Origin of the sequence: Clostridium sartagoforme, assembly GCF_004794105.1 — a bacterium.
GTDB classification, from domain to species: domain Bacteria; phylum Bacillota; class Clostridia; order Clostridiales; family Clostridiaceae; genus Clostridium; species Clostridium sartagoforme_B.
Map to the genome: position 1 here is coordinate 86,203 of NZ_SRYR01000002.1, position 21,971 is coordinate 108,173.

Annotated in this window: 22 protein-coding genes and 1 riboswitch; all 22 genes read left to right on the forward strand. The window is 28.3% G+C overall.

All coding sequences use genetic code 11. The features are described 5' to 3' along the window. Positions 1–57: 57 nt before the first annotated feature. The 22 genes from E5347_RS07360 to E5347_RS07470 all read left to right on the forward strand — a co-directional run bounded on the left by E5347_RS07360 (position 58) and on the right by E5347_RS07470 (position 21,925). Entirely contained in the window at positions 58–624 is a 567-nt protein-coding gene (locus tag E5347_RS07360) for a DUF4256 domain-containing protein (RefSeq protein ID WP_136005994.1), read from the forward strand. Positions 625–1,002: 378 nt separating this feature from the next. Continuing rightward, positions 1,003–1,779, forward strand: coding sequence for a class I SAM-dependent methyltransferase (locus tag E5347_RS07365; RefSeq protein WP_136005995.1), 777 nt, complete (start codon positions 1,003–1,005; stop codon positions 1,777–1,779). A 165-nt stretch (positions 1,780–1,944) separates the two neighbouring features. Continuing rightward, positions 1,945–2,619, forward strand: coding sequence for a CPBP family intramembrane glutamic endopeptidase (locus E5347_RS07370; protein ID WP_168354925.1), 675 nt, complete (start codon positions 1,945–1,947; stop codon positions 2,617–2,619). Between the two features lie 351 nt (positions 2,620–2,970). Next, entirely contained in the window at positions 2,971–5,796 is a 2,826-nt protein-coding gene (locus E5347_RS07380) for a hypothetical protein (RefSeq protein WP_168354926.1), read from the forward strand. Between the two features lie 302 nt (positions 5,797–6,098). Further along, positions 6,099–7,202, forward strand: a complete 1,104-nt coding sequence (locus E5347_RS07385) for a hypothetical protein (protein WP_136006000.1) — start codon at positions 6,099–6,101, stop codon at positions 7,200–7,202. A gap of 208 nt (positions 7,203–7,410) precedes the next feature. Continuing rightward, a complete protein-coding gene (locus E5347_RS07390; RefSeq protein WP_136006001.1) occupies positions 7,411–8,700 on the forward strand; it encodes an NCS2 family permease in 1,290 nt (429 codons plus the stop codon). Positions 8,701–8,710: 10 nt separating this feature from the next. Further along, positions 8,711–10,495, forward strand: a complete 1,785-nt coding sequence (gene ade / locus E5347_RS07395; protein WP_136006003.1) for an adenine deaminase — start codon at positions 8,711–8,713, stop codon at positions 10,493–10,495. Between the two features lie 194 nt (positions 10,496–10,689). Then, positions 10,690–11,322, forward strand: coding sequence for a hypothetical protein (locus E5347_RS07400; RefSeq protein ID WP_207670459.1), 633 nt, complete (start codon positions 10,690–10,692; stop codon positions 11,320–11,322). Between the two features lie 159 nt (positions 11,323–11,481). After that, complete coding sequence (locus E5347_RS07405; RefSeq protein ID WP_136006005.1) at positions 11,482–11,748, forward strand: DUF4190 domain-containing protein; 267 nt, start codon at positions 11,482–11,484, stop codon at positions 11,746–11,748. A gap of 267 nt (positions 11,749–12,015) precedes the next feature. After that, a complete protein-coding gene (locus E5347_RS07410; protein WP_243109753.1) occupies positions 12,016–12,246 on the forward strand; it encodes a hypothetical protein in 231 nt (76 codons plus the stop codon). A gap of 335 nt (positions 12,247–12,581) precedes the next feature. After that, entirely contained in the window at positions 12,582–12,815 is a 234-nt protein-coding gene (locus tag E5347_RS07415; protein WP_136006009.1) for a hypothetical protein, read from the forward strand. A gap of 234 nt (positions 12,816–13,049) precedes the next feature. Next, positions 13,050–13,778, forward strand: coding sequence for a MurR/RpiR family transcriptional regulator (locus E5347_RS07420; RefSeq protein ID WP_136006012.1), 729 nt, complete (start codon positions 13,050–13,052; stop codon positions 13,776–13,778). 212 nt (positions 13,779–13,990) lie between these two features. Beyond that, positions 13,991–14,296 carry a PTS sugar transporter subunit IIB gene (locus E5347_RS07425; RefSeq protein WP_136006013.1) on the forward strand — a complete coding sequence of 102 codons (306 nt, stop codon included), beginning with the start codon at positions 13,991–13,993 and terminating at the stop codon, positions 14,294–14,296. Between the two features lie 40 nt (positions 14,297–14,336). After that, positions 14,337–15,674 (forward strand): PTS sugar transporter subunit IIC, encoded by a 1,338-nt coding sequence (locus E5347_RS07430; protein ID WP_136006015.1) that lies wholly within the window; start codon positions 14,337–14,339, stop codon positions 15,672–15,674. A 24-nt stretch (positions 15,675–15,698) separates the two neighbouring features. Further along, the gene (locus tag E5347_RS07435) at positions 15,699–16,013 is read left to right on the forward strand and encodes a PTS lactose/cellobiose transporter subunit IIA (RefSeq protein WP_136006017.1); all 315 of its coding nucleotides are present in this window, start codon (positions 15,699–15,701) and stop codon (positions 16,011–16,013) included. Between the two features lie 367 nt (positions 16,014–16,380). Next, positions 16,381–16,932: a phosphatase PAP2 family protein gene (locus E5347_RS07440; RefSeq protein ID WP_168354927.1), complete on the forward strand. Its 552-nt coding sequence runs from the start codon at positions 16,381–16,383 to the stop codon at positions 16,930–16,932. A gap of 91 nt (positions 16,933–17,023) precedes the next feature. Next, entirely contained in the window at positions 17,024–17,209 is a 186-nt protein-coding gene (locus tag E5347_RS07445; RefSeq protein WP_136006019.1) for a hypothetical protein, read from the forward strand. A 151-nt stretch (positions 17,210–17,360) separates the two neighbouring features. After that, entirely contained in the window at positions 17,361–17,648 is a 288-nt protein-coding gene (locus E5347_RS07450) for a DUF503 domain-containing protein (RefSeq protein ID WP_136006021.1), read from the forward strand. Between the two features lie 72 nt (positions 17,649–17,720). Continuing rightward, positions 17,721–17,865: riboswitch (SAM riboswitch) on the forward strand. Positions 17,866–18,048: 183 nt separating this feature from the next. Next, entirely contained in the window at positions 18,049–19,080 is a 1,032-nt protein-coding gene (locus tag E5347_RS07455) for a methionine ABC transporter ATP-binding protein (protein WP_136006022.1), read from the forward strand. Continuing rightward, complete coding sequence (locus E5347_RS07460) at positions 19,080–19,715, forward strand: methionine ABC transporter permease (protein WP_136006024.1); 636 nt, start codon at positions 19,080–19,082, stop codon at positions 19,713–19,715. Before E5347_RS07455 ends, E5347_RS07460 begins: the two co-directional genes overlap by 1 nt. Before the next feature lie 226 nt (positions 19,716–19,941). Further along, complete coding sequence (locus E5347_RS07465) at positions 19,942–20,766, forward strand: MetQ/NlpA family ABC transporter substrate-binding protein (protein ID WP_136006026.1); 825 nt, start codon at positions 19,942–19,944, stop codon at positions 20,764–20,766. Between the two features lie 196 nt (positions 20,767–20,962). Then, positions 20,963–21,925, forward strand: a complete 963-nt coding sequence (locus E5347_RS07470; protein WP_136006028.1) for a serine hydrolase — start codon at positions 20,963–20,965, stop codon at positions 21,923–21,925. Positions 21,926–21,971: the final 46 nt, after the last annotated feature.

Sequence of the window (21,971 nt, forward strand, 5' to 3'; positions counted from 1 at the left end):
TATGCTTATACATTAATGGGATTGAGTTTTAAATATATTATATGAGGAGGTTTTGGTATGAGTGATAATAAAAGAATGCTGTCATCTGAGGAATATAAAAATTTATTAGAAATTTTAAAAGAGCGTTTTGAAAAGAACATTAATCGTCATAAAGGAATGGAATGGGATGAGGTACAAGAAAAATTAAAATATAATACTGAAAAACTATGGTCCCTTTATGAAATGGAGAGAACTGGTGGTGAACCAGATATCATTAGTTATGATGAAGAAACTGGGGAATATGTTTTTTATGACTGTTCAGCTGAGAGTCCTAAAGGGAGAAGAAGTATCTGTTATGATCGTGAAGCGTTAGAGTCAAGAAAACAAAATAAGCCACAAAATAATGTTATTGATATGGCTTTAGATATGGGGATTGATGTTTTAACAGAAGAGCAATATAGAGAGTTACAGAAGCTTGGGAGTTTTGACCTTAAAACCTCTAGTTGGGTTAAAACACCAGAAAATATTAGGGTAAAAGGCGGAGCTATCTTTTGTGATCGTCGTTATGATACTGTTTTTGTATATCATAATGGAGCGGAATCATATTATTCTGCAAGAGGTTTCCGTGGCTCTTTGAGGGTATAAACTTTACAGATTTAGAGAATCTATTAAAATAACATAAAAATAAAGGAGTTAAGCAAATTGAGATTTGCTAGCTCCTTTTTATTCCTAAACTCTAATTCTGAAATCTAGGAAATATTATAGTTAGTGAATCTAGAGTTCTATTCTAAAATCTTAAATTTAAATTAAAATGGTCTATTTTATGTAAATTAGTATTAAAAGCAAATCTAAAATTCTAGTTCATCACCTTTATATGAACAATTAGAATACCCCGCGTTAGACTAGGGATTCAAAAGAGCTTATAGTTAGAGTATAATTTTAATAGGCAAATATAAGTGTTAGTGAGAAAGTTTATATGTTTTGTAAGTTAAGAATAAATATATTAAGTGGAGAGAAAAAGAAATGACAGTAGAATTAGAAAAGCATTATAATAAGTTTTGTGAGGATAAAAGATTAACGAGAAGACATGGACAAGTTGAATATATAACTTCTATGAAATATATTCATGAATATTTAAATGAGAATAAAAATTATAAAATATTAGATGTTGGAGCAGGAACAGGAAGATATTCAGTAGCATTAGCTAATGAAGGATATGATGTTACAGCAATTGAACTTGTGAAACATAATTTAGGTGTTTTAAAATCTAAAGGTAGCACAGTAAAAGCATTTCAAGGAACTGCTTTAAACTTAGCTAGATTTGAAGATAATACCTTTGATATGACATTAGTTTTTGGCCCAATGTATCATTTATATACATTTGAAGATAAAGTAAGGGCATTAGAAGAAGCAAAAAGAGTAACTAAAGTAGGTGGAAAAATATTGGTTGCTTATTGTATGAATGAATATAGCGTAATAACATATGGATTCAAAGAAAATAATATAAAAAAGTGTATTGATAGTGGAAAACTTGATGAAAGTTATCATGTTATATCAGAGCCTGAAGACTTATATGATTATGTAAGAGTTGAAGATATTAATAAAGTAAATGAAGCAGTAGGAGTAAAAAGAATAAAAATAATTTCAGCAGATGGCCCTGCTAATTATATGAGGCCTATTTTAAATTCTATGGATGAAGAAACATTTCAAACTTTTATTGACTATCATCTGTCTACATGTGAAAGACAAGATATATTAGGGGCAGGAGCTCATACTTTAGATATTTTAATAAAAGAATAGTTAATGCCCTTATTAATATAATTAGCTGTAAATAAAAGTGTTATTTTTCTTGTTTGTAATACAGCAAGATTTATTTAAACCTTACTCTAAAAAATGCTATTTATACTTTAACAAATAATAAGTTGTATATTAGACTTAATAATGAGGAAAAAAAGGGGAGAATATATGTTAAAGAAGAAGAAAACTATCATCCTAATTGTATTATTAGGTTGTTTAATAATGGGATTTATAGATGCTGTAATAAGGCCTCAATATCTTACAAAGTCTTTTGTGAAAATTATACTTTTTTCTTTAATGCCAATTTTATATTCTAGATATAATAAAGAGTTAAATTTAAACTCTTTATTTAAAGTTAAGAGTAAGAAGGAAATTATTATTGCTCTAATTTCTGGAGCTGCTGTGTTTTCATTTATTTTAGGGGCTTATCTAATTTTAGGAGGATTTTTTGATTTTTCAAATGTAGTTTCATCATTATCAGCAAATGTTGGTATTGATAATAGTAACTTTATATTTGTAGCAATATATATATCTTTTATTAACTCTTTATTAGAGGAGTTTTTCTTTAGAGGATTTGCATTTATAAAATTAAAAGAAGTAGCAAGTAGAAAGTTTGCATATATTTTTAGCTCTCTAGCCTTTGCTTTATACCATGTGGCTATGATGATAGGATGGTTTGATATTAGTTTATTTATTTTAACTTTATCTGGATTATTTGTTGGAGGAATTATCTTTAATTACTTTAATGAAAAATATAAAAATATTTATGTTAGCTGGTTAATTCATATGTTTGCAAATTTTGCAATTAACATAGTTGGATTTATGCTTTTTAATATGATTTAGAATAAGATGTTATTATAGAAGAGTATATAGGATTTTAAGGAATTAATTTTGAATAAAGTAATACTGTATAAAGGTAGATAGATTTGTTGAGAAACATGTCTATCTACTATTTTTATTCTCTGAATTCAGTTGTCTTAACTATTTCTATTCTATAACAAATTTTGAGTAAGATATAAAGAAATATAATGAACTTTGTGAAATATTACAAATAAACTCCGTATTAATTTTAAGAAAATTCCCAAATAATAATTATTATATAAGAATAATTATAAAAATATTGACATTATGATGAAATTCTGGTTAAAATATTTTCGAATATATAGAAATTAATGTTAGAATAGGAGTTAATTTATGATTAAAAAGAATAAAATTGCTATTATTATTGGATCAGCAGTAGTTATAGCATGTGCATCAGGAGCTTATTTCTTAAATCAGTTTCAAAGTGATGGAAGTAGTTTAACTGATAAAGATACAACTATCATTCAAAATGATTCTAATAATAGCAAATTAGATAAAAATGAAGAAAATAAAGAAGAGAGTAATAATATTAATAATGAATTAGCATCAATAGATGATCAAATTCAAAATAATTTATTAAATAGCAATACTAATATTGATAAAGGAAATGAATTTGAAAATGATAATGGAGCAGAGGAAGGAAGCCAAAGTGGAGCTGAACTGCCAGAAGTTCCTGAGAAGAATGAGGAAGTCGGGCAACCAGAGAATCCAAATAAACCTGAAACACCAAATAGGCCAGAGAATCCAAATAAGCCAGATATACCAGATAACTCTGAAAAACCAGCTGAACCTAATAATCCAGGAGGTACAGAGAAGCCAGGTAACCCAGATGGATCAGGAAAGCCTGAAGATACTGAGAAACCAGAAATAGCATTGAATGATCTTACTATAACTAAGAATGATTTAGTAGATGGTGTAGTTACAGTATCAAATAGAATATACAAAAATATCTATATTGATTCTTCTATAGATATGGGCAAGGTTGTATTAGAAAATGTAGAGATTAAAGAAAAATTGATCTTAGAAGATGGAATACAATATCAAGTAAATATTAAAGATTCAACAGTACCATATGTAAAAGTAGGCAAAGATGGAGTAACAAGATATCGTAATACATTATTAGATATTGATAAAAATATAAGTGGACCAACTTTATATTTAGAAAATGTAAAGGAAGTAAATAAAGTAGATATCAATGGAAATGCATCTATTTTAGGAGATAGCAAAATTTCTAATTTAAATCTTTTAAACGGTACATTAGTTCTTAATGTACATACTGAAGTTATGAGTATTGATAAAAACTCAAACAATGCTGATATAACAATAAATAAAACAGTAGATAAAGTTAATGATAGCGGAAATAATACAATCATTGGGGTTAATGGAAGTGTAAATGTAGTTAATTCAAATGGTGATAAGAGTAGTATCTATATTAAAGAAGGAGCTACAGTAGGACAAGCTACTATTAATGGTGATTCTACAAAGATAATGGGAAATGGTATATTAAGTTCAGTAGAGATTAATGGAAATAATGCAGGTATTTATACTGATACTTCTAAGGATAAGATAGTGATAAGTGAAGCTGCTAATAATGTATTTGTTGGAAGAGAAGAAAAGTATGAAATAAGTACAATAACTTTAAAGCAACAGGGTAAAATTGAATTTACTTTAAATGAAAAAACGAGTAGACCAATAACATTATCAGAACTTTCTATTGTATGTCATGGTGGAAATACCATGAGTGTATTTAATGTATCAACTCAAGATAATCAAACATACACATTAAATACATCATATTATAAAGATAATACATATGAATTATATATAACACTACCAAATGGAAAAATAATTAGTAAGGAATTTGAGTATAGCTATAACCATCCTACAGCATCAAAGGTTATGTTAGATAGAACAAGCCAAACAGAAGCTATAATGGATGTGTATGGTGTTGATGAAGGTGGATATTTATACTATAAACTTGTAGAAAAAACAAAGTTCCGTTTCAATAAAAATGTAGATGTAGAAGATATAAAAGAAAATGGAACTAAGGTATCTATTAAGACTGAATATAATGAGATTTCAATATCAGATTTAAAAGAAAATAAAGAATATGACGTATATTACGTTATGGAAGGTTTTGATGGAAGAACTTCTCCAGTTTATGGACCTCTTGAATTAGGGAAATATGAGGAGGAAACAGAAGGTGATGAGTATAAGTTAGTTTCAGCAGAAGAGGTTGTAGCTAATAGATTTGTATTTACATTTAATAAACCAGTTAAAGGAAAATTAAAATTAGAGGACTTTAGCATTATATGTCCAAGAGAATCAGCTCTTACTACTAAAGGTGCAAAGTTTATTGTAAGTTCAGATAAGCAAACTTATACTATAATTGTGCCAGATAACTATGGGCATAAGGATAATAAGTATACTGTTTCAGTAAATATGCCAGATGGAACTATTGTTGAAGGTTCATTTAAATCACATTTTAATCCACCTGCAATAACTGGGGATAATATAGACCATTATTCACAGAATAAAATAAAATTTGGATTTAATTCAGATGAATATGGAACGTTATATTATGGAGTATATGAATGGAATAATTCAGTATTTGCTGGAGATTCAACTACACCAATGGCTGAAGATGTGCTAAGTGGTAAAATAGCAAGTACAAAAGTAGACTTATATTCTGGATATAATGAATTAGATATCGATTTATCAGGATATAAATTAACGAATAAATCTAGATTATGGGTTCTATTTGTTGATTATGATGGTAATTATCGTAAAGGGTTTGTAGACCACTTTAAAATACCAGAATTTATAGGAGAACCTGATGGGGGAGAAGAAGATAAATCTTCATTAGATATTACAAATATAGAAGTATCTGAAGGGTGGATGGGTACTCTTTTAGAGTTAACATTTAACGAAGATTTAACTAGCACATTTGGGAAGGATGATATAAAGTTACAATCATTAAGTGGAGTAAATGTAGGAAGATTCAATGTTACTACTTCATTCCCATCTGATAAACTTAATTATGCTAGTATAGAACTTATGGGATTATTCTTAGAGGCAGGGGATTACCGTATAACTATTGAAACATACGATTCAAAAGGTAATTCTGTTACTATAGTGAAAGAGTTTACAGTAGAATAAAATATGGAGATAATAGGAAGTTATTACAAAATTAATAGTTGTAATAACTTTTTATTTTTTTCTCTATAATATGAAAGGTATAATTAATTACTTATGAAAAGTATGAAGAAAAAAATATTAGTTAATATAGAAATAGAAAGCAGGGAATTTATTAGTCTTAGTAATTAATAAGTAATGGTGTATGTTTTAAGTAAAAATAATATCTTATTTAGATGAAATTTAATTTACTGGATATACCATATAATGTAAAATTATTTTATAAGAGTACATAATAAAAAAAAAGATTATATGGGGGAGAGAATGTGGGGGAAATCAAGAAATCTAAGACAAGGGTAGTACTTATTGTTTTAGGGATCATATTGTTAGCTTTAGCTAGTTTCTATTTTATAAACCATAAGATTAAAGTAAAGAATAGTAAATTTATAACTATTCAAAGACCTAATAATTATTATTTAAGTTATCAAGAAGAGTTTAATGCAGTAAAGCTATATGATGAGAATTTCAATTTAGTAGAGACTAGAAGTGTAAAAAGTGGAGGTTTCTACTTTGATAACTTTGAAACAGATGATAAGTATTATTTAGTAGGGGAAACAAATCTTATTTCAATAGATAAGAAAACTAAGAAGGTTAAAGAAGTTGAGAATGGATTTTTAGAAGGTACGAGTTTTTATGTAGAAGAATATGATGGAGATTTAATTTTTTTAGATCAATCAACGGAAGAATTTGATAATGATTATGAATATAAAGTCCATGATGTTGGGAATTTTAATGGGGATGAAATAAAAACTTTTAAAGGAACTAAACCAATAATAAATACTTTAGTGAAAGCAAATGATAAGTATTATTCAATAAGTTCAGACAATCTAATGGATACTTATGGAGAGTTAAATAAACAGTACATTGAAGTTTTTGATAATGAAGGTAATTTCTTGCATAGTAAAGAAATAGAAAATCCAAATGATACGTATGAATTTTTTAAATCTGGTAATAACGTATATGTAATAGCTAATTACAATCCAAGTAGTCTATTTAAATTTGATTTAGAAAAAGAGGAAATAGTTAAAGAACCTATTATGAGAGTTGAAGAAGCAGTGTTTCGTTATGAGGGAGAGGATTTATATTTATCAAAGAGAAATGAGATTATGAAGGTAAATTTAGAGAATTTGCAGTTAGAGAAGGTATTTAATTCAACTGATTATTATGCGAATAAAGAAGATACTGAAGTATTCTTTTTTGTTACTAAAAATGCACAATTAGTTATTTTAAATAAAAAAGCAGAGAATGATATGATGGATATTGAAGGTCTCTATATTAGATCAAAAGGAGAAAAGGAATTTAGAAAGGCTGAAGGAGCGGCTATTATACGAGGATTGCCTGGTAGTATATTTATAGGAGACTTAAATTAAAATATTTAGTATTAGTTAATATAAGAAATGCATAAAATGCGAGCATATATTTGAAAAATATACGCTCGTATTTTATTTTTATCTATAATGATTAAATTATTTTCAATAAAAAACAAAAAACAATCTTGACTAAAACGAATAATAAATATAATATATAAAATATAATTCGTATTTTGTTAAATACTAACGAAAGATAGGAGACAAACTAATGATTGAAAAACTATTTAAACTTAAAGAGCGTGATACTAACATAAAAACGGAAGTAACAGCAGGTATAACTACATTTATGACAATGGCATATATTTTAGTACTGCAACCTATGTTTATGGGAGCAGCTGGAATGGATGTTGGAGCTGTAACTGTTGTAACAGCGATTTTATCAGCAGTATTTAGTATATTTATGGGACTTTACACAAACTTACCTTTTGCTTTAGCACCAGCTATGGGAAGTAATGCATTCTTTGCTTATACTTTAGTTGCAGGTGGAGTAGTTAATTGGGAGACAGGCTTAGGAATGGTATTTATTTCAGGAGTTGTATTCATCCTTTTAACTATATTTGGTTTAAGAGAAGTTATAGTAAATTTAATACCTAAGAACATTAAGTATGCAATAGGAGTTGCAGTTGGATTTTATATAGTACTATTAGGCTTTAAAAATGGAGGCTTAATGACTTTAGAAGGCGGAAGCATTGCTATGGGAGATGTTAAATCACCAGGAGTTTTACTTACAATAATAGGGTTAGTAATAGTTGTATTCCTACAAGCAAGAAACATTAAAGGTGGAGTATTAATTGCAATAATATTAACAACATTAATAGGAATTCCAATGGGAATTACAAGTGTTCCTGAAAGACTAGTTACAATGCCACCATCAATAGAACCAATAGCATTTAAACTTGATATTATGGCAGCATTAAAGTGGAGCTTTTTCCCACTAATGTTTACATTCTTTGTAGGAGATTTCTTCTCTACTTTAGGAACTTTATTAGGTGTTTCTGCAAAGGCTGATCTTTTAGATGAAAATGGAGATTTACCAGAAATAAATAAACCTTTCTTAGTAGATGCCATTGCAACAGTAGTTGGAGCAGTAATGGGTTCTACAGTAGTGACAACTTATATTGAATCAGCAGCTGGGGTTGAAGAAGGTGGTAGAACTGGATTTACTGCAGTAGTAACAGGAATATGTTTTGCACTTACAGTATTTATTACACCAATTGCAGGAATGATACCAAGTGAAGCAACAGCACCAGCCTTAATATTAATTGGATTATTAATGATTACAGGAGTTAAAAATATAGAATTTAATGATTTTACAGAAGCTTTTCCAGCTTTTGCAACAATTACTTTTACAGCTTTCACTTCAAGTATATCAAATGGTATAAGTATAGGAATTATATCTTACATGATTACTAAAGTAATGGCAGGAAGATTTAAAGATTTAAACTGGGGAATATATATACTATGTATTCCACTAATAGCATATTTTTTTGTAGTATAGGAGAAATAAAATGAAAATATTATCTAGGGATAAAAGGGGATTAATAGAAGCAGCTATAGGAAAGAGACCTTGCGATTTAGTTATTAAAAATGCAAGTATAGTTAATGTTTTTACTGGTGAGATATACAATGGTCATATAGGAATATATGCTGGATTTATAGCTCATATATCTACAGCTATAGATAATCAGGATATATTAGATATAGAAGGAAAACAATATTATGATGCTAAAGGTAAGCATGTAATACCAGGACTTATAGATAGTCATATACATATTGAAAGTACTCTTATGACTCCAAGAAACTTTGCAAAGGAAGTAATACCATATGGAACAACAACTGTGGTAACAGATCCTCATGAAATTGCAAATGTTCATGGAATAAGAGGAGTTAAGTACATGCACGATAGTAGTGAAGATCTTCCGATGAGACAATATGTACTAGCACCTTCTTGTGTACCAGCTGTTTTAGGCTTTGAAAATGCAGGAACTGAGTTTTTCGCAGAAGAAATTGAAGAAATGCTAGACTTAGATAGAGTTCTTGGCTTAGGAGAAGTTATGGACTTTATAGGAGTTGTTGAAAATAGTGATAGAATGGTTAGCATATTAGAAAAAGCTGAAAAGAGAGGATCCTTTATTCAAGGACATGCACCTTTCTTAAGTGGGAGAATGCTATCAGCTTATTTATGTGGAGGGGCTACCACTTGTCATGAAAGTAGAACACCTAAGGAAGCAAGAGATAAGCTTAGAAATGGTATGTATGTAGATGCAAGAGAAAGTTCAATATCTAAGGATGTTACTGAAATAGTAAAGGGTGTAAAAGATTTTAGATATTTAGAGAATTTAACTTTATGTACTGATGATAGAGAAGCAGATGAAATACTTAAGAGTGGGCATATGAATGATGTAGTTAGGACTGCAATAAAAGCTGGACTTCATCCAATTGATGCAATAAAAGCTGCAACTTTAAATTCAGCAAGAGAAATAGGAGTAACTAATTTAGGAGCTATAGCACCAGGCTATGTAGCAGACTTAGTAGTTTTAGAGGACTTAGAAGACGTGAAGGTTAAAGCTGTAATCTTCGAAGGTGAGTTAGTTGCTGAAAATGGTACTTTATTAAAGTCTATAGAAGATAAGAAGTATGATATAGAATTAGAAAATTCAGTTCATGTTGATAATCTATCTTTAGAAGATTTTAAATTAAAGGCACCAATAGAAAATGGGAAAATAAAAGTAAATGTTATTAGATATGAAGGTCAAAGATCTTCATCCACTAAAATAGTTGAAGAAGTTGTAGATGTTAAAGATGGGTATGTATCATTAGAAGATAATGATGATTTAAGATTTGTTATAGTTATTAATAGGCATGGAAAGTTAGACACAAAGGCAATAGGATTAGTAAGAGGTTTTGGTATAGATAAAGGTACTTTAGGAAGTACAATTTCTCATGATAGCCATAACTTAACTATAGTATATAAGGATATAAATGAAGCCTTTAAGGTAGCAGAAGACTTAATATCTATAGGTGGAGGAATAAGCTGTGCTATAGATGGAGAGATAAAAGAGCATATTCAATTAGAAGTTGCAGGACTTATGACAACTAAAGATGCTTCAGAAATAGCTGTAGTTGCAGAAAAAATGAAGGAGATTCTTAGAGGAATGGGGTTAAATGAAATAAAAAATCCTCTATTAAGAATAGTTACTTTAGCACTTCCTGTAATACCTGAAGGTAAGATGTCAGACCTTGGATTAATAAATGTAAATAAAAAAGAAATAGTAAATATTTTTAAAAATTAAAGAAATGAGCTGTCGGAAAAGTCAGCTCAACTAAAGATAATTTTATTTTAAAAACTCCTTTAGGAGTTTTTTTCATTAATTTTTCATTTTGAATTCTACATTCTAATTTTTGAGAAGAAAAATTTTTGTTTTATATTTTATAATGATAAAATTATATAGATTTAACTAATGAAAATTTTAAGTAGGTGAGAATTTTGATTAATATATTAAAAAAATCTATAAGGCTAATAATAGGCTTTATTTTATGTGCAAGTTCTACAGTATTTATGTTAAATTCAAATCTTGGACTATCACCCTGGGATGTTTTTCACCAAGGAATATCAAATGTAACAGGGTTGACGATTGGACAAGCTAATATACTTTCTAGTGTGGTAGTAATAATAATTGGTATAGTACTTAGTCAAAGGATAGGTATAGGGACATTATTTAATATTATAATGGTTGGAAAGTTTGTAGATATAATTAATGAAAGCAATATAATACCTGTAGCAAACAATTTCTTTGTAGGAATTGTTATGATGATTATTGGTATGTTTGTGATGGGATATGGATGTTACTTATATATAGGTTGTGAGTTAGGCTGTGGTCCTAGAGATGGGGTAATGGTAGGCTTAAGTAGCAAATTAAATAAGCCCATTAAATTAATTAGGGGCAGTATAGAAATATTAGTTTTAATAATAGGCTTTATTTTAGGTGGAAAAGTTGGAATAGGAACTTTAATAAGTGCTATTTCTATTGGGTATTGTATTCAGATAGTATTTAAGTTGAAGAACTTTGATGCAGTAAATGTAAGACATAAATCGATTATGGAATCTACAAAATTATAACTTACAAGAAGTTGAAGTATGTAATAATTTGTCATACGATTTTTGTTAATTAATTTCCTGGAAAATTATACAATTAATATATATTTGTTTTTCCCTTTAAGAATATAAAAGAGGAAAAATACATATAAATTAATTATTTAATAAAAGGGGGATCATATTATGCAAGAATATGATAAGCAATTAACTACGGTAAATAATAGTACCAATGGGATGGCGATAGCTGGATTTGTGTTAGGTCTTATTTCATTAATTATCAATTTGTTTTGGATACCTTCAATATTAGGAATAGTTTTCTCAGCTGTTGGACTAGCTCAAATATCAAAAAGTAATCAAAAAGGAAAGGTATTTGCAATTGTTGGATTAGTAGCAAGTATTGTAAGCATAATATTTGCAATATTAGCTTTGGTGGCTTTATTTAGTCTGTAAAAAAGAATACTATATAAGAAGAAAGCTATTAGAGACTGTTTCTTAACAGTCTCTTTATTAATTTATTTGACTATAATTCAATAAAGAATCATATAATAAATATTGAGATTATTTTTAATGAAAACAAAATATTTCTTTAAAAGTTAAAAATTATATATTTTACATATGGTATATTTTTTTATGAAATTATTGCTATAATAGGAAGAGGATATATTACAAAAATGGCCTTTAAAAATATAAATATGCAATTAATTAGGAGGTAATATAATGAAGGTTGAAATAAACGGAGCTCAAATGAAAATTTTAAGAGAATATTTTGATAATTACGAGGATGATAAGGTAAAATTAACTGTTTTAGATGACAAAAATAGAATTAAAACAGTTTATTCAGCTGAAACAGAACTAGATGCTAATGCATTAGAAGCACATTTAAAGAGTGGATTTAAAGCTCATTCTAAGATAGCAGCAACTTTATACTATACAATAAAAGTAATCTAACATAAAACTTGGGTGCATTTTTGTAAACTTTAATAAAATACTAGTCTTGTAACATAATAAGAATATAAACATAAATGGCTTTAATCTTAATAAGATTAAGGTCATATTTTTTTATTTAAAATGGGTTAATTCTCAATTCAGATTAACTATCTATAGATTTACATATTTTTATCTATGAAATTAACAAAATAAAGATAACAATGTGTTATATAAATAAAACAAATTATAAAAAGTGAGATTTGTTTTATTGAGTTATAAAAAGAAGTTTTTAAAATAAAATTATTGTAAAATTAAATTAAAGTTAATTTTCAATAATTCAGTAGGAGGAATTTAGTATGCATAAAGTAGAAATAAATGGAGTTCAAATGAAATTTATAAGAGGGTTTTTTGATAACTTTGAAGACGATAAGGTTAAGTTAACAGTTTTAGATGATAAAAGTAGAATTAAAATAGTTTACTCAGCTGAAACAGAATTGTCAGCTGCAGATTTAGAAAGACATTTAAAATCAACATTTAAAAATAAATCACCTTATGGTACGAGCCTTTACTATACAATACATGTAAAATAATAGATTATTTAAAAAGAGAAAGCATCTTTTTATTGTTATAACAACATAATAAAATCAATAGGAAATTACATTTAAATTTATAGAGAAGAAAATTGGCTGAAGTCTTGAGATGATAGATTTAAGCCTTTTTTTGATTTTTGTATACATATTATGTATATAAAGTATGATTTTATAAAAAATGCAATTGAATATTTAAATATAATGCTTCATAATTATATTTAAAGGGGTGAGGATATGTTTAGTTATAATAAGATACAAAGTTTTAATGAACTTGAACTATCCTTATATAATTACATTATGAAAAATAGTGAAAAAGTTATTTATATGAGGATAAGAGAATTAGCAAATGAAGCTCATGTTTCAACTACTACTATATTAAGGTTTTGTAAAAAAATAGACTGCGAAGGATTTTCAGAATTTAAAGTTAAATTTAAAATGTACTTAGAACAATCTGGAGGAAATATATTAACAGATAATACCTCCATGATAATAGATTTCTTAAAAAAAGCTCAAGGAAAAGAATATAGAGAAAAAATTGATTTAGTATGTGAAGAAATAAATAAAGCAAGTACTATTATTTTTGTGGGGATGGGATTTTCCGGAATACTATCTAAATATGCAGGTAGGTATCTTTCTGCCATAGGGAGAAATGCTATTTACATAGATGATCCATTTTATCCCTTAAATTTCAAGCCCAGTGATAATTATGTTGCAATAGCATTTTCAGTTTCTGGACAAACAGCAACTGTTATAAATAATATTAATAGGCTTAAGGAAAAGGGATGCAGGATAGTAAGTATTACTAATAATGAAAGTTCAATATTAGCAAAGATATCTGATATTAATATTGGATATTATGTACAGCAAGAAAAAACAGAAAATGATGATATTACAACACAAATACCGGCATTATATATTATTGAAACTATAGGTAGAAAATTATATAAAAATTATAAAGGATAGAATTTTTCTATCCTTTTTTTATTAGGCCTTCGTACTATTTTAAATAAATATATTTACAAACAATGTAAAAACCATTACATGTAATGGTTTGTTATTTTTATGGAACAAATTATTTATTTATAAAGTCTGTTTCTAAAAGATGTGGAAATGATTACAAGAGAAGAGTTATCAGTTATAATTTCATCATAAAGAAGGGGTGAGGAGGTATTATTATGAAAAAAATATTATTGGTTTGTGCAGCAGGTATGTCAACTAGTCTTTTAGTAAATAAGATGAAAGCTGCAGCAAAAGAAAAAGGTTTTGAAATTGATATTGATGCTTTACCAGTTTCAGAATGTGCAAGTGTTGTTGATGAAGTAGACATAGTTTTACTTGGACCACAAGTAAGGTTCCAAAAACCACAGGTAGATGCTTTAGTGAAGGGAAGAGTACCTGTACAAGTTATAGACATGAAGTTATATGGAACTATGAATGGAAAAGCAATTTTAGAGGGTGTATTAAAGACTCTTGGAATTTAGCAAGGGATTTAAAAAATAAAAAATAAAAGGGGGAAAAGTAATGAGTATTATGAACAAAATAGAAAGTGGTATGGAAAAAATTCTTGTACCAATTGCTACAAAACTAAATGCACAAAGACATATTTGCGCTATTAGAGACGCATTTATTTTAGCCTTTCCAATAACAATGGCAGGTTCATTAATGGTATTATTAAACAACGTTTTACTAGATCCTAATGGATTTGTAGCTAAGTTAATTCACTTAGGAGATTTAATTCCTAATTTAGCAGATTACCAAGCAATTTTTGCACCAATTTTAAACGGTTCTTTAAATATTTTAGCAATTTTAATAGTATTTTTAATAGCAAGAAATCTTGCAAGAATTTTAGGTGCTGATGACTTATTAGTAGGGCTTGCTGCTGTTTCAGTATTCTTTATAATATATCCAGCAGGTGAAGGTGGAATGATTTCAACTCAATATATGGGACCACAAGGATTATTCGTTGCTATTATAGTTGGATTAGTAGTTGGTGAAATACTATCAAGGCTTTCTAAGACACCTAAACTTGAAATAAAAATGCCTGAGCAAGTTCCACCTGCAGTTGCTAGAACATTTAAGATATTATTTCCAATAATAATAGTTGTAATGGGCTTCTCAATTGGTAATTTCTTATTATTAAAGGTTACAGATGGTGGTGGAATTCATACTTTAATTTACAATTTCTTACAAGCACCATTAACTAAAATTGGAGACAGTATATTCTCAGTAATTATATTTGCTATAGTATCAAACCTATTATGGATAATGGGTATTCATGGACCTAATACTATTGCAGCAGTAAGAGATACTATGTTCTCAGAAGCAAATCAAGCTAACTTAGCTTTCGTTCAAGCTAATGGAACGGCTTGGGGAGCTCCATATGAAACAACTTGGGCTTTAACTGATGCTTTTTCTAACTATGGTGGTTCAGGAATGACTTTAGGATTAATAATAGCAATATTTTTATTCTCTAAAATGAAAGATCAAAGGGATATTGCAAAATTATCTCTTGCACCTGGATTATTTAATATTAATGAATCAATAATCTTTGGATTACCTATAGTATTAAATCCAATACTGATTATACCATTCTTAATAATACCAATAGTAAATATTTTAATTGGATATTCTTTTATTTTACTTAAGATTATACCACCTGTTGCTTATCCTGTTCTTTGGACAACACCTGGGCCACTTATTCCATTCATAGGAACTGGTGGAGAAATTATGGGGCTTGTAGTTGGAATTATATGTTTGGCTGTTAGTGTATTGATTTATGCACCATTTATTATAGCATCTAATAAAGCTAATAAGCAGATGTATGAAGAAGAGTTAAACAGCAATACAGAAAGTATGTAAAATCTATAGTTAGGAGAATAAAAAATGGATGAACTAGAATTAGTTGCTTTTGAAATAATAAGCAATGTTGGAATGGCTAAATCTTTGGCTATGGAAGCAATAAGGGAATCTAGAAATGGTAATTTTGAAGTGGCTGAAAAAAAGGTAGAAGAGGCTAAAGGATTTTTGCTGGAGGGACATCATGCCCATTCTGGTTTAATTCAAGATGAAGCCAATGGTAAAAAACTAGAGTTTTCTTTGATAATAATGCATGCAGAAGATCAACTTATGAGTGCAGAAACTATTAAAGATTTAGCTATAGAGTTAATTGAAATGAATAAAGAAATTAAAAATAAATAATGTGTATTTAAAATAAATAATGTGTATTTTAAATACCCATAGAGGCTATTGTGAGATTTTTATTCTCATAATAGCCTCATTAACTTTTATTAAATAAGGGGTTATCGTATTATTAGCTAAAATTAAAAAGTGAAAATGAGAATGATTGAGGTAATTCTTACAGAATTACTAAAATTAATTGCTTTTTAAAACTCCTACAGGCGCTTTTTCATTAATTTTTCATTGCGGGATAGCACCATATTAGTGCAGATGGAACCGTAATTAGGTAACTTGTCTAAATAATATAAAGGAGATATAATTGTAAAATGAATATAATTAGTATGAAAGAAATATAATTAGTATCAAATAGGGAGTTAAAGAGGGAATTATGATAAATTTAATAGGTAATATAGATATAAATATTTTAAATTTTATTAGAGAAAACTTTTCAAATCCATTTATGGATAAATTAATGGTGGGTATAACTACTTTAGGAGATAGTGGATTTATATGGATAGTAATTGGTATTTTATATTTATTAAATAATAAATATAGAAAGATTGGAATTGTATTACTTGTTGGACTTTTATTAACTACGATTTTAGGGGAAGGAATAATAAAAAATATAGTACAAAGACCAAGAGCTTTTATTACATATCCAGATATTAATATAATAATTAATCCACCAACATCTTATTCATTTCCTTCTGGACATACAGCATCCTCATTTGTTTCAGCTTTTATAATAGCTTATTATAATAAGAAGTTTGGGATAGTTGCTTTTATATTAGCTACATTAATAGGATTTTCAAGATTATATTTATTTGTACATTATCCATCAGATATTTTAGTTGGGATTTTACTAGGATGCATAGTTGCTATAATAACTATAAGTTTAATGAAAAATATTAAATTTACAAAAAAAGAAAAATTAATGTAAATTATAATATAAGCAACTTTCAGCTCTTTGCTAGTATAATTAATTATTTTTGGTAAAAAATAATTATAGTTAGTATGGAGGTGAAAAAGTTATGGAAGAAATGGAAAAGAAGATGAAAAGGCTTTATAAGCATGTTAAATCTGGTAGGCTTACACAAGAAATAGCTGAAGAAATGTCAGATTTAATGGATAAGGTTGAAGAGGCTGGAGAAGACTTTAAAGAAAAGTTTTCATCAATGATAAGTGATATGAAAAAAGCTATGAAAAAAATGAAATAATAAAGATAATATTTATTATTAATTCAAAGTTATAAATATGGAGTTGTCGAAAAGGCAGCTCCATAAAATTTAAGAAAAGTAATTTGGAACAAATTACAACCTTAATTGTTAATTGCTAATTGTTAATTATTTATTGTAATGGTGGTGTTTTATGAGAGTTTTAGTTATGAGTGTAAATCTAAGAGCTACTTGGGTTCACTCTTTAAAAGAAAAGAGAATGGTAGTGAGAAGCATAAGTCAGAGACTAAAAAATAAATTTAATATTTCTGTAAATGAAGTAGGGAGTCAGGATTTACATCAAAGTATTACTATAGGAATATCTAGCATATGTGCAACTAGTGCTCAAGTAGATTCTACAGCAGAAAATATAATAAATTTTATTGAGGCAAATACAGATGCTGAGCTAACAAATATAGAAAAAGAAGTCATAGTATTTTAAAAAATTTTAAAATGGGTATTGACAATATTAACTAATAAATGTATATTATTATCAACAACAAAATAAAAAGATTTCTTATCAAGAGTGGTGGAGGGACTGGCCCTATGAAACCCAGCAACCTATAATAGGTTTATTAAGTATAAGTGTATATTTCTTATGCAATAATACCGTTATGTTTGGTGCTAAATCCTGCAGCTTTTAAGCTGGTAGATGAGAGAATAAATTAATAATGTGGCTTTTGTTCGCACTTGGGATTTATTCTCGAGTGCGTTTTTTATTTTCTTTCATTCAGTTTTCAAGTAAGAATATATAAATTTGTGATGACTTGGTGCAAAGGGACGGAATAAGAAAATCTATATATGTTAACTATTTTGTTGGAAGTTCTTTAGGAGGGTGGCAGATGATTAAGATTAAAAACTTAAGTAAAAGATTCGGTGAAGTTGAAGTAATAAAAAATGTTTCTTTAACTATTGAAGAGGGTAGAATATATGGAATAATAGGGCATAGTGGAGCTGGTAAATCAACTTTACTAAGATGCATAAATGGCCTTGAAAGCTATGAAGAAGGTTCTATTAATGTTATGGGCAAGGAAGTTAGAGACCTAAAGGGTTTTGAACTAAGAGAGTTTAGAAAAAATCTAGGAATGATATTTCAAGGGTTTAATCTTCTAAACAGAAAAAATGTTTTTGATAATATTGCTCTACCTCTAGAAGTTTGGGGCTTTGAAGAAGAGTATAGAGAGTATAAGGCTAATAACAGAAACGGAAAATGTCCAAGCTATAGGTCTTTCAAAAAGCAAAGGATTCAAGAAAAGGTAACTAAGCTTTTAAATCTAGTTGGACTAGAAGATAAGGCTAAGGTTAAGCCATCAAGCTTAAGCGGGGGCCAAAAGCAAAGGGTGGCAATAGCAAGAGCATTAGCTTTAGATCCTAAAATTCTACTATGTGACGAAGCAACATCTGCATTAGATCCTAAGATAACTAAGGATATACTTTCCTTATTATCTAAGATAAATAAAGAACTTGGAATAACAATAGTAATAGTTACTCACCAAATGGAAGTGGTTAAAGAAGTTTGTGAGAAGGTAGCATTAATAGAAGGGGGCATATTAAAAGTAGAAGGTAAATCTGAAGAATTATTCTTAAGACCTGGGGTTTCACTTAAGAAGTTCTTAGGAGAAGCAGATGATGATCTGCTACCTACTACTGGAGTAAATATTAAGTTATTCTTCCCAAGTACATCTTCTGAAAATGCATTAATAACAAAGATGTCTAGAGAATTAAATATAGACTTTTCCATAGTTTGGGGCAAGCTTGAAAAGTTTAGAGATGAAGTCTTAGGAAATCTAGTTATAAATATTAGTGAAGAAGATAAGGAAAAGGTAACTAACTATCTTGAAGAAAAAGGTGTAGTATTGGAGGTGCTTAAATAATGTTAGATATATTAATAAAAGCCTTTGGTGAAAGTATGTATATGGTGACTTTTTCAACATTATTTTCATTAATACTAGGTTTTATAGTAGCAATTTTATTAATACTTACAGCACCAGATGGATTAAAGCCAAATAAGGCTATATATAGTGTTTTAGATGCAGTAATAAATATATTAAGAAGTTTTCCATTTATAATTTTAATTGTTTCAATAGCTCCACTTACAAAATTAATAGTTGGAAAATCTATTGGACAAACTGCAGCAATAGTGCCTTTAACTATAGCAGCTGCACCATTTGTAGCAAGAGTAATTGAATCTGCTTTAAAAGAAGTAGATCCAGGAGTAGTAGAAGCTGCAAAATCCTTTGGGGCATCAAATACTCAAATAATATTTAAGGTAATGCTTAAAGAAGCAGTACCATCCATTATATCTGGTTTGACATTAACTGTTATTAGTATAATTGGATATTCTGCAATGGCAGGAACAGTAGGAGCAGGAGGTCTTGGGGACTTAGCTGTAAGATATGGATATCAAAGATATCAAACAGATATTATGATAGTAACAGTAATTATCCTAATTATAATAGTACAAGTATTACAATCCTTAGGAAATTACTTATATAAAAAACTATCTTAGCAATTAACAATTAATGAAAAAACTCATAAATGAGTTTTGGAAAATATATTTTTTAAGTAATTTAAAACAAATTGCTTAATGAATTATAAGATTTTAATTATTATAAAAACTTATAACTAAAAATATGATATGCACAATGGAGATTTAAAGAAGCTCGTAAGAGTTCTAACAAAAATTATGCATTATTAATTATCAACTATCAATTAATATTAAGGGGGTTTCAAATATGAAAAGAAAATCAATATTATCAGTATTATTAGCAGGGGCTTTAGCAATAGGTTTAGTAGGTTGTGGAGCTAAAACAGAAGCAGGTAGTGGAGAAGACAAGACTATAAAGATTGGAGTTAGTCCAGTTCCACATAAGGAAATAGTAGATCAAATAGTTCCAGATCTTGAAGAGAAGGGTTATACAGTTGAAGTAATTGAATTTACAGACTATGTTACACCAAATACAGCATTAGCTGAAGGTGAAATAGATGCAAACTACTTCCAGCATATAGCATATTTAAATGAAACTAATGAAAATAAGGGATTGGATTTAACTTATACAGCTGCAATTCACTTAGAACCATTAGGAACATACTCAAAGACAGTTAAAGACATTAAAGAAATAAAGGATGGTTCAACAATAGCTATTCCTAATGATCCATCAAATGAAGCAAGAGCTTTAAGATTATTAGAAAAAGCTGGACTAATTAAATTAGCTGAAGGAGAATTAGTAACTCCAAAGGATATTACTGAAAATAGTAAGAACTTAAAGTTTGAAGAATTAGAAGCAGCTCAATTACCAAGAGTATTAGATGAAGTAGATGCAGCAGTAATTAATGGGAACTATGCATTAGAAGCAGGATTAAATCCAGCAGAAGAATCTATAGCAACTGAAGATAAGGATGCTGAAGCTGCTGAAAAATATAAAAATGTATTAGCTGTTAAAAAGGGAAATGAAGAATTACAAAAAATTAAGGACTTAACTGAAGCTTTAACTTCAGATAAAATAAAGAACTTTATTGAAGAAAAATATAGCAATGGTACAGTAATTCCAACATTTTAATAAATGATAATAGGTGTTGTCGCACAATGAAAAATTAAGAATTAATAATTAAAAATAAATTTGTAATTATTAATTTGGGCTGTTTGTGTGACAGCCCCTATTTTTTTATAAAGCAATTAAAGGTCAATTTAAGAATTCATTCTTTCCTTTATGATATAATATTAAATATAAAAATATAGGAGTGGAGGATGTGGAATTGAAGAAAATTATATTAAGTTTAATGATTATTTTATCCTTTTCTTTCTTTGGATGTACTAGTAAAAGTGGTAATGAGGCAATAGTAGATACAGAAGTAGTTATTGAAGATCAAGAAGAAGAATCACAAGAAACTTCTAATGTGGTAGTAGAAGAAAAGAAAGACTTACTTACATCAATTGATAAAGTGGTGGAGGATGTAGTAGGAGATTATAGAGATAATGTATCTATATATTTTAAAAACTTAAATACTGACGAAGAGTACATATTAAATGATGATACTTATTATGTTGCAGCAAGCACTACTAAGGTTCCATTAGCTATGATGATATTAGATAAGGTTAATAGTGGAATGTTAAGTTTAGATGATACTATATCATACATAGAAGCAGATTATGAAGAAGGAACTGGTTCTCTTGCTTATTCAGAGCCAATTCCAGATATAACAATAAATGAGGCCTTATATTTATCAATAGTTGAATCAGATAATATTGCAAAGAATATGTTAACTAGAATTTCTAGATCCAGCGTAACAGATTATACAAGAAGTATTACAGGATATAGTGATATACCTTATGGAAATTATACTACAGCAAGACAATTTGGAATTATGTTAGAAAAATTATATAAAAATCCTGATAATAATCCTTATTATGAAAAGCTTTTAAACTATATGACTAGAACTATTTTTCATTCAGGTTTAGATAAGTATTTAGATTATAGCAAGGTAGCTCATAAGATAGGAACCTATTATAGATATTATCATGATGTAGGTATAGTATATGGTGCAGATCCTTATATATTAGTAGTATTAACGAAGGATATAGGGGAGTTAGGTGGAGATCTTAATAGTGACAGTGATGAGGATATATATCTATTAGACTGGGGAGATGAGGCCTTTGAAATGATAGCAGAACTATCAAAAGGAATATATGGTGCTGTTGAAATAAGCAAGGATATATAGGAAGCCTTTAGAATAATTAGGCTTTATTTAATACATCCTTGTTGAA

Excerpts from the sequence above, each read along its gene's own strand:
- E5347_RS07360 (WP_136005994.1), top strand. The coding sequence starts at position 58 with ATGAGTGATAATAAAAGAATGCTGTCATCTGAGGAATATAAAAATTTA.
- E5347_RS07365 (WP_136005995.1), top strand. The coding sequence starts at position 1,003 with ATGACAGTAGAATTAGAAAAGCATTATAATAAGTTTTGTGAGGATAAA.
- E5347_RS07370 (WP_168354925.1), top strand. The coding sequence starts at position 1,945 with ATGTTAAAGAAGAAGAAAACTATCATCCTAATTGTATTATTAGGTTGT.
- E5347_RS07380 (WP_168354926.1), top strand. The coding sequence starts at position 2,971 with ATGATTAAAAAGAATAAAATTGCTATTATTATTGGATCAGCAGTAGTT.
- E5347_RS07390 (WP_136006001.1), top strand. The coding sequence starts at position 7,411 with ATGATTGAAAAACTATTTAAACTTAAAGAGCGTGATACTAACATAAAA.
- ade (WP_136006003.1), top strand. The coding sequence starts at position 8,711 with ATGAAAATATTATCTAGGGATAAAAGGGGATTAATAGAAGCAGCTATA.
- E5347_RS07405 (WP_136006005.1), top strand. The coding sequence starts at position 11,482 with ATGCAAGAATATGATAAGCAATTAACTACGGTAAATAATAGTACCAAT.
- E5347_RS07410 (WP_243109753.1), top strand. The coding sequence starts at position 12,016 with ATGAAGGTTGAAATAAACGGAGCTCAAATGAAAATTTTAAGAGAATAT.
- E5347_RS07415 (WP_136006009.1), top strand. The coding sequence starts at position 12,582 with ATGCATAAAGTAGAAATAAATGGAGTTCAAATGAAATTTATAAGAGGG.
- E5347_RS07420 (WP_136006012.1), top strand. The coding sequence starts at position 13,050 with ATGTTTAGTTATAATAAGATACAAAGTTTTAATGAACTTGAACTATCC.
- E5347_RS07425 (WP_136006013.1), top strand. The coding sequence starts at position 13,991 with ATGAAAAAAATATTATTGGTTTGTGCAGCAGGTATGTCAACTAGTCTT.
- E5347_RS07430 (WP_136006015.1), top strand. The coding sequence starts at position 14,337 with ATGAGTATTATGAACAAAATAGAAAGTGGTATGGAAAAAATTCTTGTA.
- E5347_RS07435 (WP_136006017.1), top strand. The coding sequence starts at position 15,699 with ATGGATGAACTAGAATTAGTTGCTTTTGAAATAATAAGCAATGTTGGA.
- E5347_RS07440 (WP_168354927.1), top strand. The coding sequence starts at position 16,381 with ATGATAAATTTAATAGGTAATATAGATATAAATATTTTAAATTTTATT.
- E5347_RS07445 (WP_136006019.1), top strand. The coding sequence starts at position 17,024 with ATGGAAGAAATGGAAAAGAAGATGAAAAGGCTTTATAAGCATGTTAAA.
- E5347_RS07450 (WP_136006021.1), top strand. The coding sequence starts at position 17,361 with ATGAGAGTTTTAGTTATGAGTGTAAATCTAAGAGCTACTTGGGTTCAC.
- E5347_RS07455 (WP_136006022.1), top strand. The coding sequence starts at position 18,049 with ATGATTAAGATTAAAAACTTAAGTAAAAGATTCGGTGAAGTTGAAGTA.
- E5347_RS07460 (WP_136006024.1), top strand. The coding sequence starts at position 19,080 with ATGTTAGATATATTAATAAAAGCCTTTGGTGAAAGTATGTATATGGTG.
- E5347_RS07465 (WP_136006026.1), top strand. The coding sequence starts at position 19,942 with ATGAAAAGAAAATCAATATTATCAGTATTATTAGCAGGGGCTTTAGCA.